Source organism: Phytohabitans aurantiacus (assembly GCF_027923225.1).
In the GTDB taxonomy this organism is placed as follows: domain Bacteria; phylum Actinomycetota; class Actinomycetes; order Mycobacteriales; family Micromonosporaceae; genus Phytohabitans; species Phytohabitans aurantiacus.
Map to the genome: position 1 here is coordinate 55732 of NZ_BSDI01000009.1, position 21423 is coordinate 77154.

Sequence of the window (21423 nt, forward strand, 5' to 3'; positions counted from 1 at the left end):
GCTTATCGTCTAGACGTGCCGGACGCCCTTCAGGTACCGCTATGGCGGGCCATCGCGGTCTTCCGGTTCGCGTCGATGGCGTTCGTGGTGGTCTCCGTGATCCGGAATGTCCGCGACTACACGCACCCGGTCGCGGCGGTGCCCGCGGTGGCGGTACTCGTGCTGTGGAGCGTCGCGACGGCGGCCCTCTACGCGCGGCCGGCGTGGCGGCACTGGCCGCTGCTGCTCGCGGATCTGCTGGTCACGCTGGCTCTGCTCCTCGCGTCGCCGTGGGTCGTCGGGCGCACGGCGCTGGATTCGGGCGCGCCGACACTGGCCGTGGCATGGCAGGCCGGACCGGTGCTGACCTGGGCGGTATCGGGCGGGCGGCGGCGCGGCGCGGTGGCCGCCGTGATCCTCGGCGCGGCCGACCTGCTCGTCCGCGACAAGCTCACCCAATCGTCGATCACCGGCCTGATGCTGATGCTGCTGGCCGGCGTGGCGGTCGGACATGTGGCGCGGCTCACTGTGGAATCCGAGCAGCGGCTGCAGCGCGCGGCCGAGCTGGAGGCCGCCGGCCGGGAACGCGAGCGGCTGGCGCGCGGCATCCACGACTCGGTGCTCCAGGTGCTCGCGATGGTGCAGCGGCGGGGCGCACACCTGGGCGGCGAGGCGGGCGAGCTGGCTCGGCTGGCGGGCGAACAGGAGGCCGCGCTGCGCGCGTTGATCGCCACGAGCGCGCCGACGGCCCCGGGGCCCGACATCGACCTGCGTGCGGTGCTTGACCGGTACGCCACGCCGGAGGTGTCGATCGCGGCGCCGGCGACCCCCGTGCTGCTGCCGGCGCAGGTGGCGAAGGAGGTCGGCGCGGCGGTGGGCGCGGCGCTCGACAACGTCGTCAGGCACTGCGGTGGCGGTGCGCGCGCCTGGGTGCTGCTGGAGGACGAGCCCGATGGGGTGGTCGTCTCGGTACGCGACGAAGGCCCGGGTATCGCCGAAGGCCGGCTCGCCGAGGCGGCGGGGCAGGGCCGGCTCGGCGTGGCGCAGTCGATCCGCGGCCGGATCGCCGATCTGGGCGGCACGGTGGAGATCGTTTCCGAGCCCGGCCAGGGCACCGAGGTGGAACTTCGAGTCCCTAGAGTGGCGGCATGAGTGTGGCCGCATGACCAGGGTGATGGTGGTCGACGACCATCCGATGTGGCGGGAGGGCGTCGCGCGCGACCTGACCGAGGCCGGCTTCGAGGTGGTGGCGACGCTCGGTGAGGGGCGGCAGGCGGTGCGCGTCGCCGGCGCCGCGCGGCCCGACGTGGTGGTACTCGACCTCCAACTGCCCGACACCTCCGGCGTCGAGGTGATCAGCGGGCTGCTCGCGGCCGTGCCCGGCGTCCGGGTGCTCATGCTGTCGGCGAGCGGCGAGCAGCAGAGCGTGCTCGACGCCGTCAAGGCGGGCGCCACCGGCTACCTGGTCAAGTCGGCCAGTTCGCAGGAGTTCCTGGAGGCGGTGCGGCGAACGGCGGCCGGCGACGCGGTCTTCACGCCGGGCCTCGCGGGCCTTGTGCTGGGTGAGTACCGCAGGCTGGCCACGACCCCGGATCAGGCCGACGACGACGGTGCGCCCAAGCTGACCGACCGCGAGACCGAGGTGCTGCGCCTCGTCGCCAAGGGGCTGTCGTACAGGCAGATCGCGGAACGGCTCGGGCTGTCGCACCGCACGGTGCAGAACCACGTGCAGAACACCCTGGGCAAGCTGCAACTACACAACCGGGTGGAGCTGACCCGGTACGCGATCGAGCGCGGCCTCGACGACGCCTGATCACGGAGCGCGGGTCTCGTGGATGGCCCGCTCCTCGGCGGTCGCGCCGCCGCCGTCCGCGCCCACGTCGTGCGCCCCTTCGCCGTCCTCAACGAGCCGTCCCACCGGCTCGCCTTCCGGGGTGTCGTACATGGAGACCGCCGAATCGGTGGGTTCGATCGGCGCCTCGGCGAAGACGTCGGCGTCCCGCGTGGCCTGCGGCTCGTCGATCGCCGGCTCCAGCGACTCGCGCGCGATCTTGGCATCGAGTGACTCGCCCTGCCGCTGCTCCTCCGCCGTCGTGCCGAAACGCTCGATCGCCTGCGGTTCGTCGCCGGGCAGGGCTGCCGGGTCGGGGCCATCCGCCACGCGTACCGACTCCAGGTCGTCGCGCGCCGAGGAGTCGTCGTCAGCCGTCTCCGGGAGCCCATCGCTCTCCGGATCGGACACCGGGGTCGGGAAGTCGTCGTCGCGCATGCCCCGCGATGTACCCCGCGCGCGGAGCACCAATCCGGTTTCCACGAATCAAGTACCGCACGGCGGGCGCCGACGTATGGTCGCCGGAAGGGGACCGTCAGCGAGCGCCGAGGAGCGCGATGACGCGGGCATCAACGCGGCCGAGCGAAGACCTAGCCCAGATCGACACCGTTGCGGTGACGTATGCGGACCGGGTCGCCGGCCTGGAAAAGACCGACGCCGTCCGGCGTACCGAACGCGATCGTCTGGTCGCGGCGGCCATGCCGTTCGCGGGGCGGCTCGCGCGCCGGTACCGGGGGCGTGGCGAGCCGCTCGAAGACCTGGAACAGGTGGCGCGGCTCGGTCTGCTGAAGGCGGTCAACGGATACGACCCGGCGCGCGGCTCCTTCACGGGGTACGCGGCGATCACGATCACGGGCGAGTTGCGCCGGCACTTCCGCGACCGCACGTGGGGCGTACACGTGCCGCGGCGGATGCAGGAGATGAGCCTGGAGGTCAGCCGGGCGGTCGGCGAGCTGACCAGGGAGCTGTCCCGGTCGCCGACGATCGCCGAGGTGGCGCACCGCACCGGCGTCGGTGAAGACGACGTGCTGGTGGCGCTGGAGACCGCGACCGCGTACGCGCCGGTGTCGCTGCAGGCGCCGACGCCGGGCGATTCGGGTACGCCGCTGGCCGACCTGATCGGTGGGCTCGACGTCGACCTCAGCGCGGTCGACGACCGGGTGACCGTCAGCTCCCTGCTGTGCCGGCTGCCCGTACGGGAGCGCCGGATCCTGGCCATGCGCTTCTACGGCAACCACACGCAGAGCGACATCGCGGCGGAACTGGGCATCTCCCAGATGCACGTCTCCCGGCTGCTGTCCCGCGCGCTCACCTGGCTTCGTGAGGCGATGCTGAGCGACGCGCCGCACGAGTGGGAAGCCGGAGCCGCCCCGCCCGACCGGCACGAACTGGCGATCCGGACGCTGCCGCGAGGGGCGGCCGTGCACGTGGAGGTGGGCGGCGAGATCGACCGCGACACGGCACCACGTCTGCGCGAGGCACTGCTCAGCGCGCTGCGCGGCCGGCCGGACGAGGTACGCGTGGACTTCGGCGGGGTGTCCTTCGTCGACGCGGCGGGCATCGGCGCGCTGCTCTGCGCGTTGGAGGCGGCCCGTGGCACCGGCGCCCGGCTGACTGTCGCGCGCACCCGGCAGTACGTCCGGCAGGCTCTGCGGGTCGCCGGACTCGGCCCGTTCCTAACGCCGTGAACCTAGCGCCGTGACAACCTAGCGCCGTGACAGGGTGCCAGGCGGCCCCGGGGCCTCGGACTCGAGTGGCTCCTCCTCGGGGGTGAGCACCGCCCAGACGGCCTTGCCATCGGCCAGCGCGGTACTGCCCCAGCGGCTCGCCACCGTGTCGATGAGCAGCAGGCCACGCCCGCCGTACGAGGTTGGCGGCACCACCCCCACGAACCGGGGCTCGGCCCGGGAGTAGTCGCGCACCGCGATCAGCATGTCGGCGCCGCGCAGCGCCACGCTGACCGTCATGGGCGTCAGGGCGTGCGCCACCACGTTGTTGACCAGCTCGGTGACCACGATGCACGCCGAGCCGGCCAGCTCCGGCCGCTCCCATCGGGCGCACGCCTCGGTGACCAGCTCGCGAGCCCGTCGCGCCGCGCCCACCGCGGGCTCCATGTCGGCCGCCAGCCGGTTGTCGGGAGCCGGTGGGCCGAGGCGGGCCACCGCGTCCTGGCGGGTGGGCGTGACCGCCACACCCGAACCGCGCCACGCCGCCACGTCGCGCGGCGGCGGCTCGCAGAAGATCAGCCGGGCTCCCGGCCACGTGGTGGCCTCTTCGGCCACCACGGTGAAGACCGACAGCGCCTCGGGATCGGCGACCGTGAGCCGGGAGACATCGACGACGAGTGCCTCCGGCTGATCCGCGAGGCACCCGAGAAGCGCGTCGCGGGCCACCTGCATCGAGTGGCCGTCGAGCGTTCCGACCAGGGTCGCCACCGGGTAGGGGTCCCGGCTCACCACCTGGCAATGCACGTCCGTCGGCATGATCGCTCCATTGTGCATGTCTGCCCCCGCCCGCGCACGCTACCGGCGTACGCGCCGAGCCACCGCGGCTACCGTGCCGGCCGCCGTGCCTGCGGCCAAGCCCAGTGCCGCGGTGGCCCGCACGGCGCGGCGCCGGCGGCCGTGCCATCCGCCGTCCTGCCGCGCGTCCGCCACTCCCTCGGCGAAGAGAGCGCCGGTCGTGGGAGCGGCGGGAGAAGGGCCAAATTGGAAACGGGCGGCGTACATGCCCAGGAGTCGCTCGGTCAGTGCGGGCGCCATCCGCCACTGGAACTCCAGGGCGCGCGCGGCGGCACCCGCGTACGCCTCGCGGGTGGGCCGCTGGATCGCCCGGACGATCGTGCGGGCGGCCACCTCGGGCGGGTACACCGGTGGAGGCGGCCGCAGTTCCCGGCCGGTGTGGTTGGCGGCGTGCCGGAAGAACGGGGTGTCGATGGACGCGGGCAGCACCGTGCAGACCGAGATCGTGTGGTCACCCGCGGCCCGAAGCTCCTGCCGAACGGTGTTCGAAAGCCCGCGTACCCCGTGCTTCGCCGTGTCGTAGGCGGTGATGTACGGCATCGTCACGCCCGCCAGCACCGACGCGTTGTTGACCAGTACGCCGCCACCTGCCGCGCGCAGGTAGGGGAGCGCGGCTCGCACGCCGTAGGCGCTGCCCATCAGGATCACGTCGATGACCCGGCGCCACTGGTCGACCGGTACCTCGTCGATCCGCCCATACACGGACACCGCGGCGTTGTTGACCCAGGCGTCGACACGACCGAACACGGCCGCCGCCCGGGTCGCCAGCCTTTCGACCGCGGCCAGGTCCGTGACGTCTGTGGGTACTGGGACCGCCCGACCGCCCAGCGAGTGGCACTCGTCGGCCACCGTTTCCAGGGCGTCCACGCTGCGCGCGGCGAGCACCACGGCGGCGCCCCGGCGCGCCAGTTCGTGCGCCGTGGCGGCGCCGATACCGCTGGAAGCCCCGGTGACCACCACGACCGACTCGTCAAGACTGCGCATGAGTGGCATAGACAGCCGATACCCACTTCACTCCGGCTCATACCCGTCGCATGTTTCGCCTTGCCGTATCGCGGAAACCTGACTTCTCATGCGCGTCGGTCTTGTCAGCTCCGAAGGGCCCGCGGGTCCAACCCGACAGTTAGCCCGGATCGCTGCCGAGCTGAGCGCCCGGGGGCACGACGTACGGGTCTACGAGCGGCGGGACGGCACCGGCCCGCCCGCGGTGGCGAACGTGCCCGCCGGGTACCGCGTCGAGCGGCTCGCCGCGGCTCCATCGGCGCGGGCGCCCGCATACGTGCCCGAGTTCAGCCGGCGGCTCGTCGAGAGCTGGGCACACGGGTGGACCCCGGATGTGGTGCACGGACACTTCTGGATCGGCGGTCTCGCGGCGGCGAGCGCGGCCGGCTCCAACGGCATCCCCGTCGCGCAGACGTTCTACTCGCTCGGCGCGGCCGAACTGCGCCAGATCGGTCAGGGCGCGGACGGGGTCGGCCAACGGATCGCGCTCGAACGGGCGCTCGGCAGGGCCATCGACCTCGCGGTCGCGCAGTCCGAGGAGGAGGTCGGCGAGCTGACCCGGATGGGCATACCCCGTGCCGATGTCGCCGTCGTACCCACTGGCGTGGACACCGAGCGGTTCACGCCGCACGGGGAGTCGGAACAGCGCGAGGGGCGCCGGCCCCGGATTCTCTCGGTCGGCGGGCTGGCGCCGTGGCACGGGCAGGACGACATGATCCGAGCGCTGCGGCTGGTCGGCGACGCCGAACTGGTGATCGTGGGCGGCCCGCCGCGTGCCGGGCTGGCCGCCCACGCCGAGGCGCGCCGGCTGCGCGACCTCGCACGGCGCACGGGCGTCGACGGTCAGGTGCGCATGGTCGGCGCCGTACCGAACGACCGCATGCCCGGCTGGTACCGCTCGGCGGACGTGGTGGCGTGCGTGCCCCGGTACTCACCGGTGGGCCAGGTGCCGCTGGAGGCGATGGCGTGCGGCGTGCCGGTGATCGGGTACGCGGTCGGTGGGATCGCCGACACGGTGGTCGACGAGGTGACGGGACGACTCGTGCCGCCGGGTGACGTGCAGGGGCTGGGCACCGCGCTGCGACGGCTGCTGCGCGACGACACGGGACGGTTCGCGTTCCGCCACGCGGCGGTGGACCGGGTCCGCTGCCGGTACACGTGGGACCGCACGGCCGCCGCGCTGGAGCGCCTGTACGAACGCCTCCTGGTCCGCCGCCGTCGCCCCAGCCCCGCTCCCGCTTCCGCGTGATCAGGGCGTCCCCCAAGTCGCTCTAACGACTTCAGGGACGCCCTGATCACTAAGAACGGTTAGCGGCGGGTGGCGGTCGCTGGGTGGCGGAGCGGCAGGCGCTGGCGGGCTGGCGCGATCTCGTGGTGATGCTGCGGCTCCGCGTATCTCGTGAGGCCGATCACCGCGCCCAGCGTGACCAGGAACCCGAGCGCGGCCAGCCACTCGCGCCCGGGCCAGATGCGGTCGCCGAGCAGGAGCAGACCGATGATCGCCGCGGGCACCGCACCGGCCGCGTCCATGGCGGCGACGGCCGCGGTCGTGGAGCCACGCTGCATCGCGAGCCCGAGCAGCAGCTGGCCGACCAGCGAGTGGGCGATGAGCAGGTACAGCAGCGGGTCGCGCACGAACTGGTCGAAGGAGTGCGCGGCGGCGAGTGGGCGGGCGGCCACCGCTGCGGCCGAGAACGCCAGGCCGGCGAGCGCGCCGAGCGCCACCGATCCGGGTGCGCCGTGCAGCCGTACCGTGAACACGCCCAGGCCGCCGATCACGGCGAGTGCGACGGCGAGCGCGACGAGGCCAGCGGGCCCGATCTGGCGGGACGGCGCGGGCTGCGCCGACAGGACCAGGGCGCTGATGCCGCCGAAGAGCAGCACGATCAGCGCGACCTCCGCCGCGGGCAGCCGCCACTTGAGGACGACCACGCCCAGGACGGCGGTGACGCCGAGGCCGGCCGCCACGCTGGCCTGTACCAGGAAGAGGGGGAGATCACGGCGGGCCAGGAACGCGAGCACGAAGCCGAGCGTCTGGCAGCCCAGGCCGACCAGGTACGTGCGGTGGCTGGCGAGGCGCAGGAGTAGGCCCGGGTCGAAGGTGTGGTGCACGGTGGTGCGGGTGGCGGCTACGGACTGTAGGAGGTTGGCTACGCCGTACGCGGCGATCATTGCCGCGAGAAAACACCAACCACCAGTGGACGCCACTCGGCGAGAATAGTCGGAGCAGACCTAAATTGGTCCAATCCCGGGCGACGAAAGCCGTTCGAGCAGGTCATCGTGGAGTTTCCCGTTGGTGGCCACCGCGCTTCCGCCACCCGGACCCGCCTGTCCGGACAGGTCCGTAAACGTGCCACCTGCTTCCGTCACGATGGGTATCAGGGCGGCTACGTCCCATAGTGAAAGTTCGGGCTCGACCATGGCGTCCACGGCACCCTCAGCCAAGAGCATGTATCCGTAAAAGTCCCCGTATGCCCTGTTACGCCAGGTGCTGCGAATGATGTTCAGCATCGCGCCGAGCCGGCCGTTCTCCTCCCAGCCGCCCAGATCGGAGTAGCAGAAGCTCGCGTCGGCCATCCGGGAGACTCCCGAGACCTTGATGGGGCTCGCCGCAGCGGTGTGGCGACCCGCGTAGGCGCCGTGCCCGAGAGCGGCCCACCAGCGCCGGCCGAGCGCGGGCGCGGAGACGAGCCCCACGACCGGCTGGTCACCCTCCATGAGCGCGATCAACGTGGCCCAGATCGGCACGCCACGGATGTAGTTCTTGGTGCCGTCGATCGGGTCGATCACCCACTGCCGGTTACCCGGGCCGGCGGCCGCCTCGGTGACCCCGTACTCCTCGCCGAGCACCCCGTCGCGCGGCCGGGTGCGGCCGAGCGTGGCCCGCAGCGCGCGCTCGACGGCCGTATCGGCGTCGGAGACGGGCGTCAGGTCGGGCTTGGACGTGACGTGTAGGTCGAGTGCTCGGAACCGGGCCATCGAGATCGAGTCGGCGGTGTCCGCGAGGACGTGAGCGAGCGACAGGTCGTCGGCATACCGGGCCATGGCCGGAAAGGTATCAACCTCGTCACTCGACCTCTCCAGCGCGGGACGCCAGGAGCCGCCGGTACGAGGCCAGTCGCCGCTGGTCAGCATGGCCGGCGGCCACCCAGGCGTCGAGCGCGCACTCCTGCTCGCCGGCCGTGTGTTCGCAGTTGGGAGGGCACTCGAGCGTGCCCTCGACCAGATCGGAGAAGCCGTGCAGCAGGCTCACGGCGGAGACGTGTGCCAGCCCGAAGCTGCGTATCCCGGGCGTGTCGATGATCCAGCTCGGCCGCTTGTCGGCGAGCCGCAGGGCGACAGCGCTGGTCGAGGTGTGCCGGCCCTTGCCGATCGCGCTGACCGCGCCCACGGCCCGGTCGGCGTCCGGCACCAGGCGGTTGACCAGCGTGGACTTGCCCACGCCGGAGTGGCCGACGAGCACGGACACCCGGCCGCTGAGCGCCTCACCCAACTCGTCGAGTGGGCCGTCGGGCCGGCACAGCACGTACGGCAGGTCGAGCTCTGCATAGTAGTCGAGCACCTGGTCGGGCAGGGCGAGGTCGGCCTTGGTGAGGCAGAGCAGCGGCTCGATGTCGGCGTCGTACGCGGCCACCAGGCACCGGTCGATGAACCCGGTGCGCGGCGGCGGGTCAGACAGTGAACTGACGATCACGAGCTGATCGGCGTTGGCGACGACCACGCGTTCGAGGCGGCCTTCGGGGGTGGTCTCGTCGTCGTCGGCGGTGCGCCGGAGCACCGAGGCGCGCTCGGCGATCCGGACGATCCGGGCGAGCGCGCCGGACGTGCCGGACACGTCGCCGACCAGCGATACGCGGTCGCCGACGACCACCGACTTGCGGCCCAGCTCGCGGGCCCGCATGGCGGTGACGGCGACGTCGTCGACCATCGCGGTGTACCGGCCACGGTCGACGGCGACCACGAACCCGTCGACCGCGTCGTCGTGCTTGGGACGGGTGCGGGTACGCGGGCGCGAGAAACGGGACGGGCGGACCCGTACGTCGTCCTCGTCGTACTCCCGCCGCTTTCCCGTCAGCGCCTTCTCCTCGCGTCTACTGCCCGGCCACCATTGCCGACCATAGTGCCGGGAACTCGGGCATTGTCTTGGACGTACACGCCACATCATTGAGCTCGATGCCCGGAACAGCCAGGCCGATCACCGCCGCGGCGTGCGCGAGCCGGTGGTCGTCGTACGTCTTGAACACCGCACCACGCAACCGGCGCGGCCGGATCTCCAGCCCATCGTGGCTCTCGGTGACGTCGGCGCCGATGCCGGTGAGCTCCTGGGAGAGGGCCGACAGCCGGTCGGTCTCGTGACCGCGGATGTGTGCCACCCCGTGCAGCCGCGAGGGAGAGTCGGCGAGCGCGGCGAGCGCGGCGATCACCGGGGTCAGCTCGCTCACGTCGGACAGGTCGGCGTCGAGCCCGTGCACCGAGCCGGTGCCGCGGACGGTCAGCCCGTCGGTGCCGAGCGTCACCTCGCCGCCCATCTGGTGCAGGAGCTGCCGGAGCCGGTCGACCGGCTGGGTGCTGCTGCGCGGCCAGCCCAGCAGCGTGACCTGGCCGCCGGTGACCAGCGCCGCCGCGAAGAACGGCACGGCTCCCGACAGGTCGGGCTCGATGCCCCACTCCCGGCCGGAGAGCCGACCCGGCTGAACAGCCCAGACGTCTGGCGTGCCGTCGTCGACCGCGCCGCCGGCCGCCCGCAGCATCTGGGTGGTCATCCGCAGGTGCGGCGCGGACGGCACCGGCGGGCCGACATGCCGGACGACGATCCCCTTCTCGAACGCGGCGGCGGCGAGCAGCAGGCCGGAGACGAGCTGGCTGGAGGCGGACGCGTCGATGACCACCTCACCGCCGGTGACCTCGCCCGTGCCGTGGACGGTGAGCGGCAGGCCGCCGGCGTCGGACGCGTCGATGCGGACGCCGATGGAGCGAAGCGCCCGCACCAGCGGACCGAGCGGGCGCAGCCGGGCCTGCGGGTCACCGTCGAACGTGACCGGACCGCTGGCGAGGCCGGCGACCGGCGGCACGAACCGCATCACCGTGCCGGCGAGGCCGACGTCGACATGCGCGGGGCCGCGCAGGGGGCGTGGCCGCACAACCCACCGGTTGTCGTCCACAGTGGAGACGTGGGCGCCCATGCCGCGCAGCCCGGCCGCCATCAGCTCGGTGTCGCGGGCGCGCAGCGGGCCGCGCAGCGTGGAGGGGCCGTCGGCGATCGCGCTCAGCACCAGGGCGCGGGCGGTCATCGACTTGGAGCCGGGCAGTCGCACGGTCGTGGCGACCGGATCGGTCGCGGTCGGGGCGGTCCAGGGCACAGGCTGTCGCGTCGCGGTCATGTTGGCCACGGGTACAGTCTGCCGTCCGCCCTCGACGGTACGTAGTCGCCGATCAGGCTCTCCCGAGTGCCGGGATAGATCCCGTAGCGTGGAGCACCATGTGCGGCCGGTATGCGACCACGCGCAGCGCGGCGGACCTCAACGCGCTCTTCGAGTCGTACGACGACTCGGACGGTGCCCTGGTGCCCGACTACAACGTGGCGCCCACCGATCCGGTGCCGATCGTGCGCATGTCGCAGCGGCTCGCCGGCCGGGCGCTCTCCGCGGCTCGCTGGGGGCTCGTGCCGCCGTGGTCGAAGGACGCCAAGGGCGCCGCCAGGATGATCAACGCGCGGGCCGAGACGGTGGCGGGCTCCAAGGCGTACGCCCCGTCGTTCGCGCGCCGTCGCTGCCTTGTACCGGCGGACGGCTGGTACGAGTGGCTGCGCCTTCCCGATGGCCGGAAGCAGGCGTACTTCATGACGCCCGCGCACGGTGGGGTCCTGGCGCTGGCGGGGCTGTGGGCGCCGTGGGGCGACATGCTGACGTTCTCGATCGTCACGACCGCCGCGATCGGCGACCTGGCGCTGGTGCACGACCGGATGCCGCTACTGCTGCCGTGGCAGCGCTGGGCCGGCTGGTTGGCCGGCGGTGGCGAGCCCGACGAGCTGCTCGCGGCGCCGAGCGACGAGTTCCTGGCCGAGTTGGAGATCCGCCCGGTCGGGCCGGCGGTGGGTGACGTCCGCAACGACGGACCGGAGCTCGTGGCCCGCGTGCCGGGCGGGCTCCCGCCGGGCGCGCCACCCGAAGAACCGATCGAATTGACCCTCTTCTGACGCTGAACGCTTTGGAGCGCTCCCATCACGGTCGGTGGTGTTTGCCGGTCTCGTGGTGAATCGTCTCTTGGCCTTTCGGCCAGGATCGATGCAACCTCTTGTATTTGGTACTCCATGTGCGATAGAACACAGCGCCGGCAGTGGTTTCGATTCGCATCAGGGCAATCGACAGACGCCAATGTTTCGCCGGTCCCACGGGGGAGGTGGGTAAATGACTCGGGCGCGGATGCCACGCCCGCATGAGGTCGCTGCCGCACGTCGAGACCCGCGCTTGCTGCGGGCTCTGACCGAGCGGCAGTTCGACGACGCCTGGCGCACCCGGGGCGTGTGTCAAAGCGTCGACCCGGAGACGTTCTTTCCGGCGCCCAGCGAGCCGGCAGACAGCGCGGTGGCCTTGTGTCGCACGTGTGACGTCCAAGGGCCGTGCCTGGCATGGGCGCTGGAGGTCGGTGACTGCCATGGGGTGTGGGGTGCCACGACACCGCGCGAGCGCCGCGCGATGCTGGTGGCCTGGCGGGCTCAGGTGCAGCGCGACGAAGACGCCGTCGACGGAGCCGGGCCGCCGGTGCGCGACCAACTACTGACTTTGGAGTCAGTAAACACGCGATAAGCGCGTTGCCTGGGCGACTATGAGTTGGTGCCAGACAAGCGTCGTGAGATCGCAACTCCACGCGGGCCGGCGTGGGTGGACGTAAACGCCGTGCCGGGTCGCGCGGCGAGCCTGCTTGTGCTCGGTCACGGTGCCGGCGGTGGTGTCGACGCGCCCGACCTCGTCGCGCTGCGTGATGCGGCGTACGCGGCGGGCGTCACCGTGGCGAGGGTCACCCAGCCATACCGGGTGGCCGGCCGACGCGCGCCCGCGCCCGCCGGTCAGCTCGACGAGGCCTGGATAGCGGTGATCAAGGCCCTGCGGAGCCGGGTACCCGTGATCGTGGGCGGGCGGTCGAGCGGTGCCCGGGTGGCGTGCCGCACCGCCACCGCTGTCGGTGCCGTCGGGATCCTGGCGCTCGCGTTTCCGCTGCACCCGCCCGGCAGGCCCGAGCGTTCCCGGCAGGACGAACTCGATACCGGACTGCCCACGCTGGTGCTCAACGGTGACCGTGACCCGTTCGGGGTGCCGGCCGCCAGGCGGGGCGTAGAGGTGCGGGAGCTCCCCGGCGAACGCCACGATCTCCGCAAGGACCCCGCCGGCACCGCCCGGATCGCGATCGAGTGGCTACGCGCACACGGCTGGGCCAGGAATTCCGCCTGACACGCCGCTGTTGCACCAGCCGGAGGCGTGATCAGAAGGAGTTGATCCAGTGCATTCGGGCACGCACGGTCTGGTACGCGACGACCGCGAGGCGGAGCGGGTACGGCAGTTGCTCGACGGACCCGAGTGGTCGGTCGACGCGGCACCTTCCCCCGTCGCCGCTCCGGGGTTCCGCGTATCCTCGGCGGGACAGCCAAGGGGGGTTCGGTTGACCCGACCGGAGAGGACCGACGAGCGGCGGGCTCGCTTCGAACGCGACGCGCTGCCCTTCGTCGACCAGTTGTACGCCGCAGGTCTGCGAATGACCCGGAATCCGGCCGACGCGGAAGACCTCGTCCAAGAGACGTTTCTCAAGGCGTTCTCGGCCTTCCACCAGTTCGAAGAGGGCACCAACCTCAAGGCCTGGCTGTACCGGATCCTGACGAACACCTACATCAACTCGTACCGGCGCCGCCAGCGCCAGCCGGTCCAGGCTCCCACCGAGGAGATCACCGACTGGCAGCTCGCCGAGGCCGAGTCGCACACCTCCAGTGGATTGAAGTCGGCCGAGACCGAGGCGCTGGAACGGCTGCCTGACAGCGACATCAAAGAGGCGCTGCAGCAGCTGCCGGAGGAGTTCCGGCTGGCTGTCTACCTGGCCGACGTCGAGGGGTTCTCCTACAAGGAGATCGCCGACATCATGGGCACGCCGATTGGCACCGTGATGTCCCGTTTGCACCGTGGCCGGCGCAACCTGCGCAAGCTTCTTGAGCGGTACGCTGCCGATCGAGGCTTCAACCGCAGTCCGTCGACCGACACCGCAACAGCTCGTCAGGAGGTGTGACAGACCGTGAGTTGCGGTGAACCACACGAGACCGACTGTCGCGACGTGCTCGCCGAGGTCTACCTGTACCTCGACCTGGAGTGTGCCGACGACCGTCGCGACCTGATCCGCCAGCACCTCGACGAGTGCTCGCCCTGCCTGCGCGAGTACGGCATCGAGCAGGAGGTCAAGGCGCTGGTGGCACGCTGCTGCGGCGACGAGCGAGCGCCGAGCGAGCTGCGTGACCGGCTCCGGTCGCGACTGAGCGAGCTGGTCTTCGAGGCCGACTCGCGCGAGTATCTGCCCGACTGACGGGGGTACCTTCCCCGACTGACGGGTCGCCGTCACCTCGGCGTCATCCCGAGTTCGCCCGGGAGACCTAGCGTGCCAGCGTGAAACGTCCCGGGGCGCTGTTGGGCTCCCTGCTGCTCGCCTTTCTCGCCGCCCGGCTCGTCATCTGCGTCCGGGGCACGGTCTTCACCTCGTTCGACACCGTCTCGTACGGGCCGGTGTCGCTGACCGGCCACGCGCCCCGCCTCTGGGGCGTACCGGCCTTCTACGCGCTCTTTCCGGGTGACCACAGCCGGGCGGTCGCCCAATGGGTCGCCGGCACGATCGCGTGGGCACTCCTGGCATGGGCGCTGTGGTCGTGGCTTCACAGCCTTGCCGCCAAGGTGCTCGGCGCGGGCGGGGTACTGCTGCTCGCCGTGCTCCCGCCGGTGGCGAACTGGGACTTCGCGATCCTGTCCGAGTCGCTGTCGATCTCGCTGGGCGTCGCCACCCTCGCGCTGGCGCTGCTCTGGGGGCGTACCGGATCGACGTGGAGCCTGGCCGCGATGGTGGCCGCCGCCTCCTGGTGGATCTTCACCCGCCCAGACATCCGGGTGTTCACGGTCTTTCTCGTCGTGGCCCTCGCCGTGGTGGCGTGGCGCCGCCCCGCATTGCGTCGCGGCGCGCTGACCGGCGCGGGCGTGCTTGCCGCGATGGTCGTCTGGTGCACCGCGCTCACGCCGGTCGTCGACCGCACCTACTCCGGTTACAGCGCCACGCCCGAGGTGCGGTACGAGGAGGGGCTGCTCGTCTTCCGGCTCCGCCAGCACGTGCTGCCGGATCCGGAGGTGCGCGCGCTCTTCGTGACCGAGTTCGGGATGCCGTCCTGCCCGGCCATGGAGGAGATCGCCGCCGGCGGGCCGTGGCAGACCGCGCGGTTCGCGCAGGCGTACGTGAGATGTCCCGAGATGAGGGCATGGGGCCAGCGGAACGCGGCAGGCGTCTGGAGGCGGTACGCGACCACGGCGCCCGGCCTCTTCGCGCGCCGGAACGCCGAGGTGCTGAAGCTGTCGCTGGCCGGTGCCGACTACGCCAAGACGGCGCGGGTCGCCCCGCAAGCGGTACAGGATGCGCTCTTTCCGCCGCGGAGGTGGGTGCTGCCGGCGCTGGCCGCGGGGCTGCTCGTCGCGGGCGCCGCACTTGTCGCGAGCGGTGCGTGGCGGTCGCGCGCCGGCCTGTCGTCGGCGTCTGGTGTGGTCGTGGCCGCCTCGGCGGCGAGCGTGGCGGCCGGCATCTGGTTCGGCGCGGGGGAGTACTGGCGCTTCGGCATCCAGGAAGCGATCGGCCTGCGCCTCGCGGTGCTTGTGATGACGGTCACCGCGATCGACGTGGTCGTGACCCGGAAGAGCGCGCCCTTCCGGATCACCACGCCTGACCAAGGGTCAGGAGTTGGGGCGCTTGCCGTGGTTGGCGGCGCTCTTCTTACGGGCCTTCTTCTTGCGGGACTTCTTGGCCATGATGCCCTCCCAGTGACGGACGGTTGACCGGGACGATCCTAGTGGCCGGGCCATGATTGGATACGTGCGCAGGCACACGCCGTTCTCAAGGGAGGGCCGCAGGATGGCTGAGGAGATTCGCGCCGAGATGGTGGCGAACGTCTGGAAGGTCGTTGCGTCCGCTGGTGACACCGTCTCTGAGGGCGACACTCTCGTCATCCTGGAGTCCATGAAGATGGAGATCCCGGTGCTCGCCGAGTCTGACGGCACGCTGCGTGAGCTCGCCGTCAACGAGGGCGACGTCGTCCAAGAGGGCGACCTGATCGCGGTGATCGAGTGAGCGTGCGGGTCAGGGCCGCTGGGCCCGCCGACTTCGAGGCGGTCGGCCGGGTCAGCGTGGCGGCCTACGAGGCGGACGGCCAGCTCAAGGGCGAGCACGGATACGCGGAAATGCTCGCCGACGTGGCGAAGCGCTCGGGTGCCGGCGAGATCCTCGTGGCCGTCGACGAGGCAGACAGGGTGCTGGGCTCGGTCCTTTTCGTGCTGCCCGGCACGGCGTACGCGGAGCTGTCGGGCCCGGGGGAGGCCGAGTTCCGGATGCTCGCGGTCGACCCGGCGGGCCAAGGCCGAGGCGTCGGCGAGGCGCTGGTGCGCGCGTGCGTCGGTCGCGCCCGCGAGCTGGGCTGTCGAGCCATCGTCATCTGCGTGCGGAGCGGGTTCGCGGCATCCGCGCACCGGCTCTACGCCCGCATCGGCTTCGTGCGCGTCCCCGAGCTCGACTGGTCACCGGTGGCCGGCGTCGACCTTTTCGCCCTCCGCCTCGACCTCGGCGATCCGGTCCAGTAGCTCGAAGGCCACCTTCAGCGCCACGTCGTGCCGATCCTGCGCGGTTATCTCCGGCCGCATCGTGAAGAAGCTGCTGTGCACCGCGAAGATCGCCAGCGCGGCGCGCACCTCGTTTTCGGCTGACTGGTCGGGCCCGGCCAGGAGGCGAGCGACCCGCAGCATGCGGTCGCGCATCTGCAGCCCCGCCGACAGGTTCTTGAGCACGGTCTGGTTCTGCTCGAAGAACCGCATGACCGCGAACCTGTTTCGGCCGAAGAGGTCGTCGGCGTACCGGGTGAGCACCGCACGGCGCAGCTCCACGCCCGGTGGCTGCGACTCGGCCCAGCGAATCAGCTCGTCCATGACCAGGATGCGGTCTTCGACGAAGCTGTTGACGATTTCTTCCTTGCTCTTGAAGTGGTAGTAGAGGGCGGCCTTGGTCACGCCGAGGCGCTCGGCGACTTCCCGGAGCGAGGTCTTCTCGTACCCGTGCTCGGTGAACAGCTCGAGCGCAACCTCCTGGATGCGCGTTCGGGTGTCCATGGTCACACTCCACATGCTTACTTGACGACCGGTCAGTGGCCGACTTACCGTACGGCAAGTAAGTACTCTACCAGGGGGCGCCCTCATGACCGAGACGGCCCAGACCGAAGCGAAGCCGAAGATCCACGTCGTGCTCGCCGGTCTGATGATCGCCATGATGCTCGCGATGCTCGACAACATGATCGTGAGCACGTCGCTGCCGCTCATCGTCCGCGAGTTCAACGGGCTCGACCACTTCACGTGGGTCGTGACCGCGTACGTCCTCGGCACCACCGTCTCCACGCCCATCTGGGGCAAGCTCGGTGACCTGTACGGGCGCAAGACGGTCTTCCTCACCTCGATCGGGATCTTCCTGCTCGGCTCCGCGCTCTCCGGCATGGCGGGTTCCTCCATGCTCGGCGGGCCGGAAGACGGCATGATGCAGCTCATCGCGTTCCGGGCGCTGCAGGGCCTGGGTGCGGGCGGTCTGATGGTCGGCGTCATGGCGATCATCGGTGACCTCGTGCCGCCCCGCGAGCGCGGCCGGTACCAGGGCATGATGGCCGGGATCATGGCGATCGCGATGGTCGCCGGCCCGCTGGTCGGCGGGTTCATCGCCGACAACCTGTCGTGGCGCTGGGCGTTCTACATCAACCTGCCGCTCGGCGGGGTCGCGCTGCTCGTCCTGATCACCCAGATGCACCTGCCCAAGTACCGCACCGAGCACCGCATCGACTGGCTCGGCGCCGCGCTGCTGTCAGTGGGCATCACCGGGCTCGTCCTGATCACCACGTGGGGCGGCAACGAGTACGACTGGGTGTCGCCGCAGATCCTCGGCCTCGCGGCGCTGGCCGTGGTCAGCCTGGTGGCGTTCGGCTTCGTGGAGCGCGGGGCGCCCGAGCCGATCCTGCCGCTCGACCTGTTCAAGATCCGCAATTTCGCGCTCATCTCGGGGGTCGGCTTCCTGCTGGGCTTCGCGATGTTCGGGGCGATGAACTTCCTGCCGATGTTCCAGCAGTACGTGCAGGGCGCCTCCGCCACCGGCAGCGGCCTGCTGCTCCTGCCGCTGATGTTCGGGATGCTGATCGTGTCGATCGGCGTTGGGCGGGCGATCACCAAGACCGGCCGGTACCGGATCTTCCCGATCGTCGGCGGCGTGGTCATGACGATCGGAATGCTGCTGCTCACCCGGCTCGACGTGCACACGTCCCGCGTCGAGATGGGCGCCTACCTGGTCGTCCTCGGCGTCGGCATGGGCTTCCTCATGCAGACCTCGATGCTGATCGCGCAGAACAGCGTCGAGCAGCGCGACCTCGGCGCGGCCAGCGGCGCGGCGACGTTCTTCCGGTCCATCGGTGGCTCGTTCGGTGTCTCCCTCTTCGGGGCGATCTTCGCGGCCCGGCTGCACGACCAGATCGCCGAGCGGATGGGCGCGCAGGCGGCCGACCAGTTCGGCAGCGGCAGCGGTGCCGCGGGCGGCTTCGACCCGGCGGTACTCGCGACGCTGCCGGCGGCGGCTCGCGACGGGCTGCTGACCAGCCTGGCGAACTCGATCTCCGGCATCTTCTGGTGGGCGGTCGTGTTCGCGGCGGTGGTGCCGATCCTGGCGTGGTTCATCAAGGAGATCCCTTTGCGCGGCGCCCCTTCGGAGCCCGCTCCCGCCGAGGCGGAGGCCGCAGCGGTAGCCCCGTGATCATTGCGTCATTCAAGTCGTCATAGCCACTTGAATGACGCAATGATCAAGCGCCGCGGCGGCGGAGGAAGCGGCGCCACCAGCGCTGCCGCTTCGCCGGTGGCTTGGCGTCGGTCTCCTCGGACGCGACGATCTCCCGCGCCAGCTCCACCGCGTCGGGATCGAGGTCCGGGGTGGCCAGCGCCAGCTTCGCCACCGACCACGCGATCGAGACCGGCCGGTCGTGCGACACCGCCGCCACGTCCGCCAGCCGCTCGGCGACCACGCTCGCCACGTCGGTACGCGCCGACGGGTCCACCCACGCGGCGGTCACGAGCGCGAACAGGGCCGCCTCGGTGGTCCAGTCTTCGACACCCCAGACCAGGTCGAGCAGTACCCGCCGCCGGGCCGAGTCGGCCCACGGCTCCTCGGTGCGGTGGTGCAGCATGCCCAGGCACGCCCAGACCTGCACGCACCGCACCCACAGCGCGGGATCGTGCTCGATGATCGTCCGGCCCAGCTCGGTCTCCGGCGCGGCCGGCGGGTGCACCAGCAGGCTCAACAGGTCTTCGGGCTCGACGGTGGCGAACCCCACAGCGGCGTCGTACGCGGCCGGCGGGTGCGCCCAGGCGGGGTACCCGAGCTGCCGGACCCGCTCGGCCGCCATCGGCGACGGCGGCGGCAGGGCGGGCAGGGCGAGCGTCTCGTCGTACCGCCACAGCGTCCGCCCACCGGCACGGCGTGGTTCCCGGATGTCGGGCGTGAGGATGCGCTCCACGGTCACCGCCAGCCCGGGAATCGCCTCGCTGACCGCGCGCATGGCGCTGGGCGGTTCGAGGCCGCTGAGCCAGATCCGGCCACCCTCCGGTGACGAGTCGTTGGCGAGCATCTGTCGGAGCACGTTGACGACGGCCTCGCCCGCTGAGGGCAGCCGCCCCAACCAGGGCTGGTCGTGGCAGCACTCGGCGAGGTCGGTGTGCTCGTGCGAGTTGTCCGGGTGGTCGCGCTGGAAGTCGGCGAGCGCCACGAGGTGCCGCAGCTGCCCGTCCCGCCGGTACCGCAGCCGGTGACCGGTATGCACCGCACAGTCGTAGGTCGGATCCTTGGCGAGCGCCCGGTCGATCCACGCGAGGGCGTCGTCGAGGCGGCCGTGATCCGCCAAGGTGCCCGCGATGTCCGCGTACACGGAAAGGTCTTCAGGGTCGTGCGCGGCCGCGCGGCGCAGCGCGGCGACGGCCTCCGCGGGGCGGCCGGCGCTGCGGTAGGCGTAGCCCAGCCACACCTCGGTGAGCTTCGTCGGATGGGCCTCGACGCCGCGAGCGGCCCACTCGACCGCGCGCGTCGCCTCGCCGATCCGGCGGGCGAGCGCTGACGCCGCGCCGAGCAACATGCCGTGGCGCGGGTGCGCGGTCACGGCGTTGTCGGCCAGCTTCAGGTACGGCCGGAGCGGCTCCCGGTCGGCCTCCGGCACCGGGTCGGGCACCGCCGCGCACACCTGCATGAGTACGCGGGCGAGGTGATCGGGCTCGACGCGGCCGGCCAGCTGGGGCTCAGTCACCCAGGGCACGCCCGCCCAGTCGGCGGTGGGCACGTGGCCGGTCGCGGCGGCGAGTAGGTCCAGCCCCTCGGCGTGCCGCCCGGCCGCGGCGAGCAGGTGCGCGCGTGCCACCACGGTGCCGATGAAGACGTTGTCGCCCAGGGCGAAGAGGGCGACCGCGTCAGCGGTGCGGGTGGCGAGCTGTGCCAGTACCTCGTGGACCTCCGGCATGGTCGGTGCGTGTGCGATGGCACCGGCGACATGCTCGGCCGCGTGCTGCAGGTCGCCCTCGTCGAGTGCCATCCGAGCCAGCGCCAGTTCCCCCTCGGCGGACAGGCGTGGATCGTCCATTCCCTCAGGCACTCGCCCCCCTTGATCGTTCCCCCGTGCGGCAGCGTAGAGCATCGTGGGGGCGTGCTCGTTTGGTTGCGTTTCTCGGCTGTACCGTGCAAAATTGAGCACGTGATGAAACCTGGTGCGGGCATGGCGGCCGACATCGCCGAGCAGCCCGAGGTGTATGCGCGGCTGCTCGAGCCGGCCCACGCCACGGCGATCGCAGAGGTGGCCGCCGTCATTGCCGAGCGCCGGCCGCGGCACGTGGTCTTCACCGCCCGCGGCACCTCCGACCACGCCGCCCTCTACGCGGCATACCTCGCCGAGATCCGCCTCGGCCTGCCGGCTGGGCTGGCGTCGCCCAGCGCCGTCACCGTCTACGGGGCCCGGCCCGACCTCTCCCACGCCCTCGTCGTCGGCGTCAGCCAGAGCGGCGGCTCGCCCGACCTCGCCGAGGTGCTGCGCGTCGCCCGCGAGTCCGGCGCGCTCACGCTCGCGGTCACCAACAACCCTTCGTCGCCGCTCGCCGAGGTCGCGGAGCTGTCCGTCGACGTCGCCGCGGGGCATGAGCGCGCCGTGGCCGCCACGAAGACGTACACGGCGGAGCTGCTCGCCCTGCTCATGCTCGTCGAGGCGGTGCGCGCGGGCGGGGCGGTCCCCGACGAGCTGGCGGAGCTGCCCGACCTCGCCGCACGGGTACTGGAAAACGACGCGCTGACCGGCATCGCCGCCCGGTACCGGTTCGCCGCGCGGATGGTCACCACCGGTCGGGGATACGCCTACGCCACCGCGCGCGAGGCCGCCCTGAAGCTGATGGAGACGTCGTACCTGCCGGCGCTGGCCTTCTCCGGCGCCGACCTGCTGCACGGCCCGCTCGCGATGACCGACCCGGACGTGCCCGTGCTCGCCGTGGTCGGATCCGGCCCGGGCGGCGCGGCGATGCGCGACGTGCTCGCGCGCCTCCGCGAGCGCCGCGCCGACGTGCTGACGATCGGCGCGACCGGCGAGATCGCCGTCCCCGACGTCGACGAGCGCTTGGCGCCGCTGCTCGACATCCTGCCGCTCCAGCGCCTGGCGCTCGCGCTGGCTCTGGCGCGCGGCGAAGACCCGGACGCCCCCCGCGGCCTGAACAAGGTGACCGCAACCCTCTGAGCGACGAGAGCTGGGCTACGGGCACTGCCGCA

Annotated in this window: 23 protein-coding genes; 13 read left to right on the forward strand and 10 right to left on the reverse strand. The window is 71.7% G+C overall.

Going from position 1 to position 21423, the window contains the following annotated elements; all coding sequences use genetic code 11:
- Positions 1-15: 15 nt before the first annotated feature.
- Both macS and QMG73_RS12270 read left to right on the forward strand, forming a co-directional pair.
- Positions 16-1131 carry a MacS family sensor histidine kinase gene (macS, locus tag QMG73_RS12265; protein WP_281894778.1) on the forward strand — a complete coding sequence of 372 codons (1116 nt, stop codon included), beginning with the start codon at positions 16-18 and terminating at the stop codon, positions 1129-1131.
- Between the two features lie 10 nt (positions 1132-1141).
- Entirely contained in the window at positions 1142-1792 is a 651-nt protein-coding gene (locus QMG73_RS12270) for a response regulator (RefSeq protein WP_281894779.1), read from the forward strand.
- Here QMG73_RS12270 and QMG73_RS12275 read toward each other — a convergent pair whose 3' ends face one another.
- Positions 1793-2248 (reverse strand): hypothetical protein, encoded by a 456-nt coding sequence (locus QMG73_RS12275; RefSeq protein WP_281894781.1) that lies wholly within the window; start codon positions 2246-2248, stop codon positions 1793-1795. It lies immediately after the preceding gene.
- A 119-nt stretch (positions 2249-2367) separates the two neighbouring features.
- On the opposite strand from QMG73_RS12275, the gene QMG73_RS12280 reads away from it, so the two are divergent.
- Positions 2368-3498, forward strand: a complete 1131-nt coding sequence (locus tag QMG73_RS12280; protein WP_281894784.1) for a SigB/SigF/SigG family RNA polymerase sigma factor — start codon at positions 2368-2370, stop codon at positions 3496-3498.
- An 18-nt stretch (positions 3499-3516) separates the two neighbouring features.
- Here QMG73_RS12280 and QMG73_RS12285 read toward each other — a convergent pair whose 3' ends face one another.
- Complete coding sequence (locus QMG73_RS12285; RefSeq protein WP_281894787.1) at positions 3517-4293, reverse strand: ATP-binding protein; 777 nt, start codon at positions 4291-4293, stop codon at positions 3517-3519.
- Positions 4294-4332: 39 nt separating this feature from the next.
- Positions 4333-5316, reverse strand: coding sequence for an SDR family oxidoreductase (locus tag QMG73_RS12290; RefSeq protein WP_281894789.1), 984 nt, complete (start codon positions 5314-5316; stop codon positions 4333-4335).
- Positions 5317-5404: 88 nt separating this feature from the next.
- On the opposite strand from QMG73_RS12290, the gene QMG73_RS12295 reads away from it, so the two are divergent.
- Positions 5405-6583, forward strand: coding sequence for a glycosyltransferase (locus QMG73_RS12295; protein ID WP_281894792.1), 1179 nt, complete (start codon positions 5405-5407; stop codon positions 6581-6583).
- 59 nt (positions 6584-6642) lie between these two features.
- On the opposite strand, the gene QMG73_RS12300 is transcribed toward QMG73_RS12295, so the two are convergent.
- From QMG73_RS12300 to aroA, 4 genes are read right to left on the reverse strand one after another with little or no spacing between them, the layout of a single operon-like run.
- The gene (locus QMG73_RS12300; protein ID WP_281895052.1) at positions 6643-7506 is read right to left on the reverse strand and encodes a hypothetical protein; all 864 of its coding nucleotides are present in this window, start codon (positions 7504-7506) and stop codon (positions 6643-6645) included.
- A gap of 60 nt (positions 7507-7566) precedes the next feature.
- A complete protein-coding gene (gene hisN / locus QMG73_RS12305) occupies positions 7567-8379 on the reverse strand; it encodes a histidinol-phosphatase (RefSeq protein ID WP_281894794.1) in 813 nt (270 codons plus the stop codon).
- 22 nt (positions 8380-8401) lie between these two features.
- Complete coding sequence (gene rsgA, locus QMG73_RS12310) at positions 8402-9409, reverse strand: ribosome small subunit-dependent GTPase A (RefSeq protein WP_281895054.1); 1008 nt, start codon at positions 9407-9409, stop codon at positions 8402-8404.
- Between the two features lie 16 nt (positions 9410-9425).
- Positions 9426-10724, reverse strand: coding sequence for a 3-phosphoshikimate 1-carboxyvinyltransferase (aroA, locus tag QMG73_RS12315; RefSeq protein ID WP_281894796.1), 1299 nt, complete (start codon positions 10722-10724; stop codon positions 9426-9428).
- 89 nt (positions 10725-10813) lie between these two features.
- On the opposite strand from aroA, the gene QMG73_RS12320 reads away from it, so the two are divergent.
- From QMG73_RS12320 to rsrA, 5 genes are all read left to right on the forward strand, one after another.
- Positions 10814-11530 carry an SOS response-associated peptidase gene (locus QMG73_RS12320; protein WP_281894798.1) on the forward strand — a complete coding sequence of 239 codons (717 nt, stop codon included), beginning with the start codon at positions 10814-10816 and terminating at the stop codon, positions 11528-11530.
- Between the two features lie 211 nt (positions 11531-11741).
- Positions 11742-12140 carry a WhiB family transcriptional regulator gene (locus QMG73_RS12325; RefSeq protein WP_281894801.1) on the forward strand — a complete coding sequence of 133 codons (399 nt, stop codon included), beginning with the start codon at positions 11742-11744 and terminating at the stop codon, positions 12138-12140.
- 27 nt (positions 12141-12167) lie between these two features.
- On the forward strand, positions 12168-12782 hold the full coding sequence (locus QMG73_RS12330; protein ID WP_407676783.1) for an alpha/beta hydrolase family protein: 615 nt from the start codon (positions 12168-12170) through the stop codon (positions 12780-12782).
- Between the two features lie 49 nt (positions 12783-12831).
- On the forward strand, positions 12832-13605 hold the full coding sequence (locus QMG73_RS12335) for a sigma-70 family RNA polymerase sigma factor (RefSeq protein WP_281894805.1): 774 nt from the start codon (positions 12832-12834) through the stop codon (positions 13603-13605).
- Between the two features lie 6 nt (positions 13606-13611).
- Complete coding sequence (gene rsrA / locus QMG73_RS12340) at positions 13612-13896, forward strand: mycothiol system anti-sigma-R factor (protein ID WP_281894810.1); 285 nt, start codon at positions 13612-13614, stop codon at positions 13894-13896.
- A 1400-nt stretch (positions 13897-15296) separates the two neighbouring features.
- On the opposite strand, the gene QMG73_RS46370 is transcribed toward rsrA, so the two are convergent.
- Entirely contained in the window at positions 15297-15371 is a 75-nt protein-coding gene (locus QMG73_RS46370; protein ID WP_369814844.1) for a 50S ribosomal protein bL37, read from the reverse strand.
- Between the two features lie 103 nt (positions 15372-15474).
- On the opposite strand from QMG73_RS46370, the gene QMG73_RS12350 reads away from it, so the two are divergent.
- Positions 15475-15690 carry a biotin/lipoyl-binding carrier protein gene (locus tag QMG73_RS12350; RefSeq protein ID WP_281894813.1) on the forward strand — a complete coding sequence of 72 codons (216 nt, stop codon included), beginning with the start codon at positions 15475-15477 and terminating at the stop codon, positions 15688-15690.
- On the forward strand, positions 15687-16196 hold the full coding sequence (locus QMG73_RS12355; RefSeq protein ID WP_281894816.1) for a GNAT family N-acetyltransferase: 510 nt from the start codon (positions 15687-15689) through the stop codon (positions 16194-16196). The genes QMG73_RS12350 and QMG73_RS12355 overlap by 4 nt, the downstream gene beginning before the upstream one ends.
- Here the strand turns inward: QMG73_RS12355 and QMG73_RS12360 are convergent.
- Positions 16134-16733: a TetR/AcrR family transcriptional regulator gene (locus QMG73_RS12360; RefSeq protein ID WP_407676784.1), complete on the reverse strand. Its 600-nt coding sequence runs from the start codon at positions 16731-16733 to the stop codon at positions 16134-16136. The genes QMG73_RS12355 and QMG73_RS12360 overlap by 63 nt on opposite strands.
- Before the next feature lie 70 nt (positions 16734-16803).
- On the opposite strand from QMG73_RS12360, the gene QMG73_RS12365 reads away from it, so the two are divergent.
- Positions 16804-18390: an MDR family MFS transporter gene (locus tag QMG73_RS12365; protein WP_281894819.1), complete on the forward strand. Its 1587-nt coding sequence runs from the start codon at positions 16804-16806 to the stop codon at positions 18388-18390.
- A 46-nt stretch (positions 18391-18436) separates the two neighbouring features.
- Here QMG73_RS12365 and QMG73_RS12370 read toward each other — a convergent pair whose 3' ends face one another.
- Complete coding sequence (locus tag QMG73_RS12370; protein WP_281895056.1) at positions 18437-20257, reverse strand: tetratricopeptide repeat protein; 1821 nt, start codon at positions 20255-20257, stop codon at positions 18437-18439.
- A gap of 132 nt (positions 20258-20389) precedes the next feature.
- Between QMG73_RS12370 and QMG73_RS12375 the strand changes: the two genes are divergently transcribed.
- The gene (locus tag QMG73_RS12375; protein WP_281895058.1) at positions 20390-21391 is read left to right on the forward strand and encodes an SIS domain-containing protein; all 1002 of its coding nucleotides are present in this window, start codon (positions 20390-20392) and stop codon (positions 21389-21391) included.
- Positions 21392-21423: the final 32 nt, after the last annotated feature.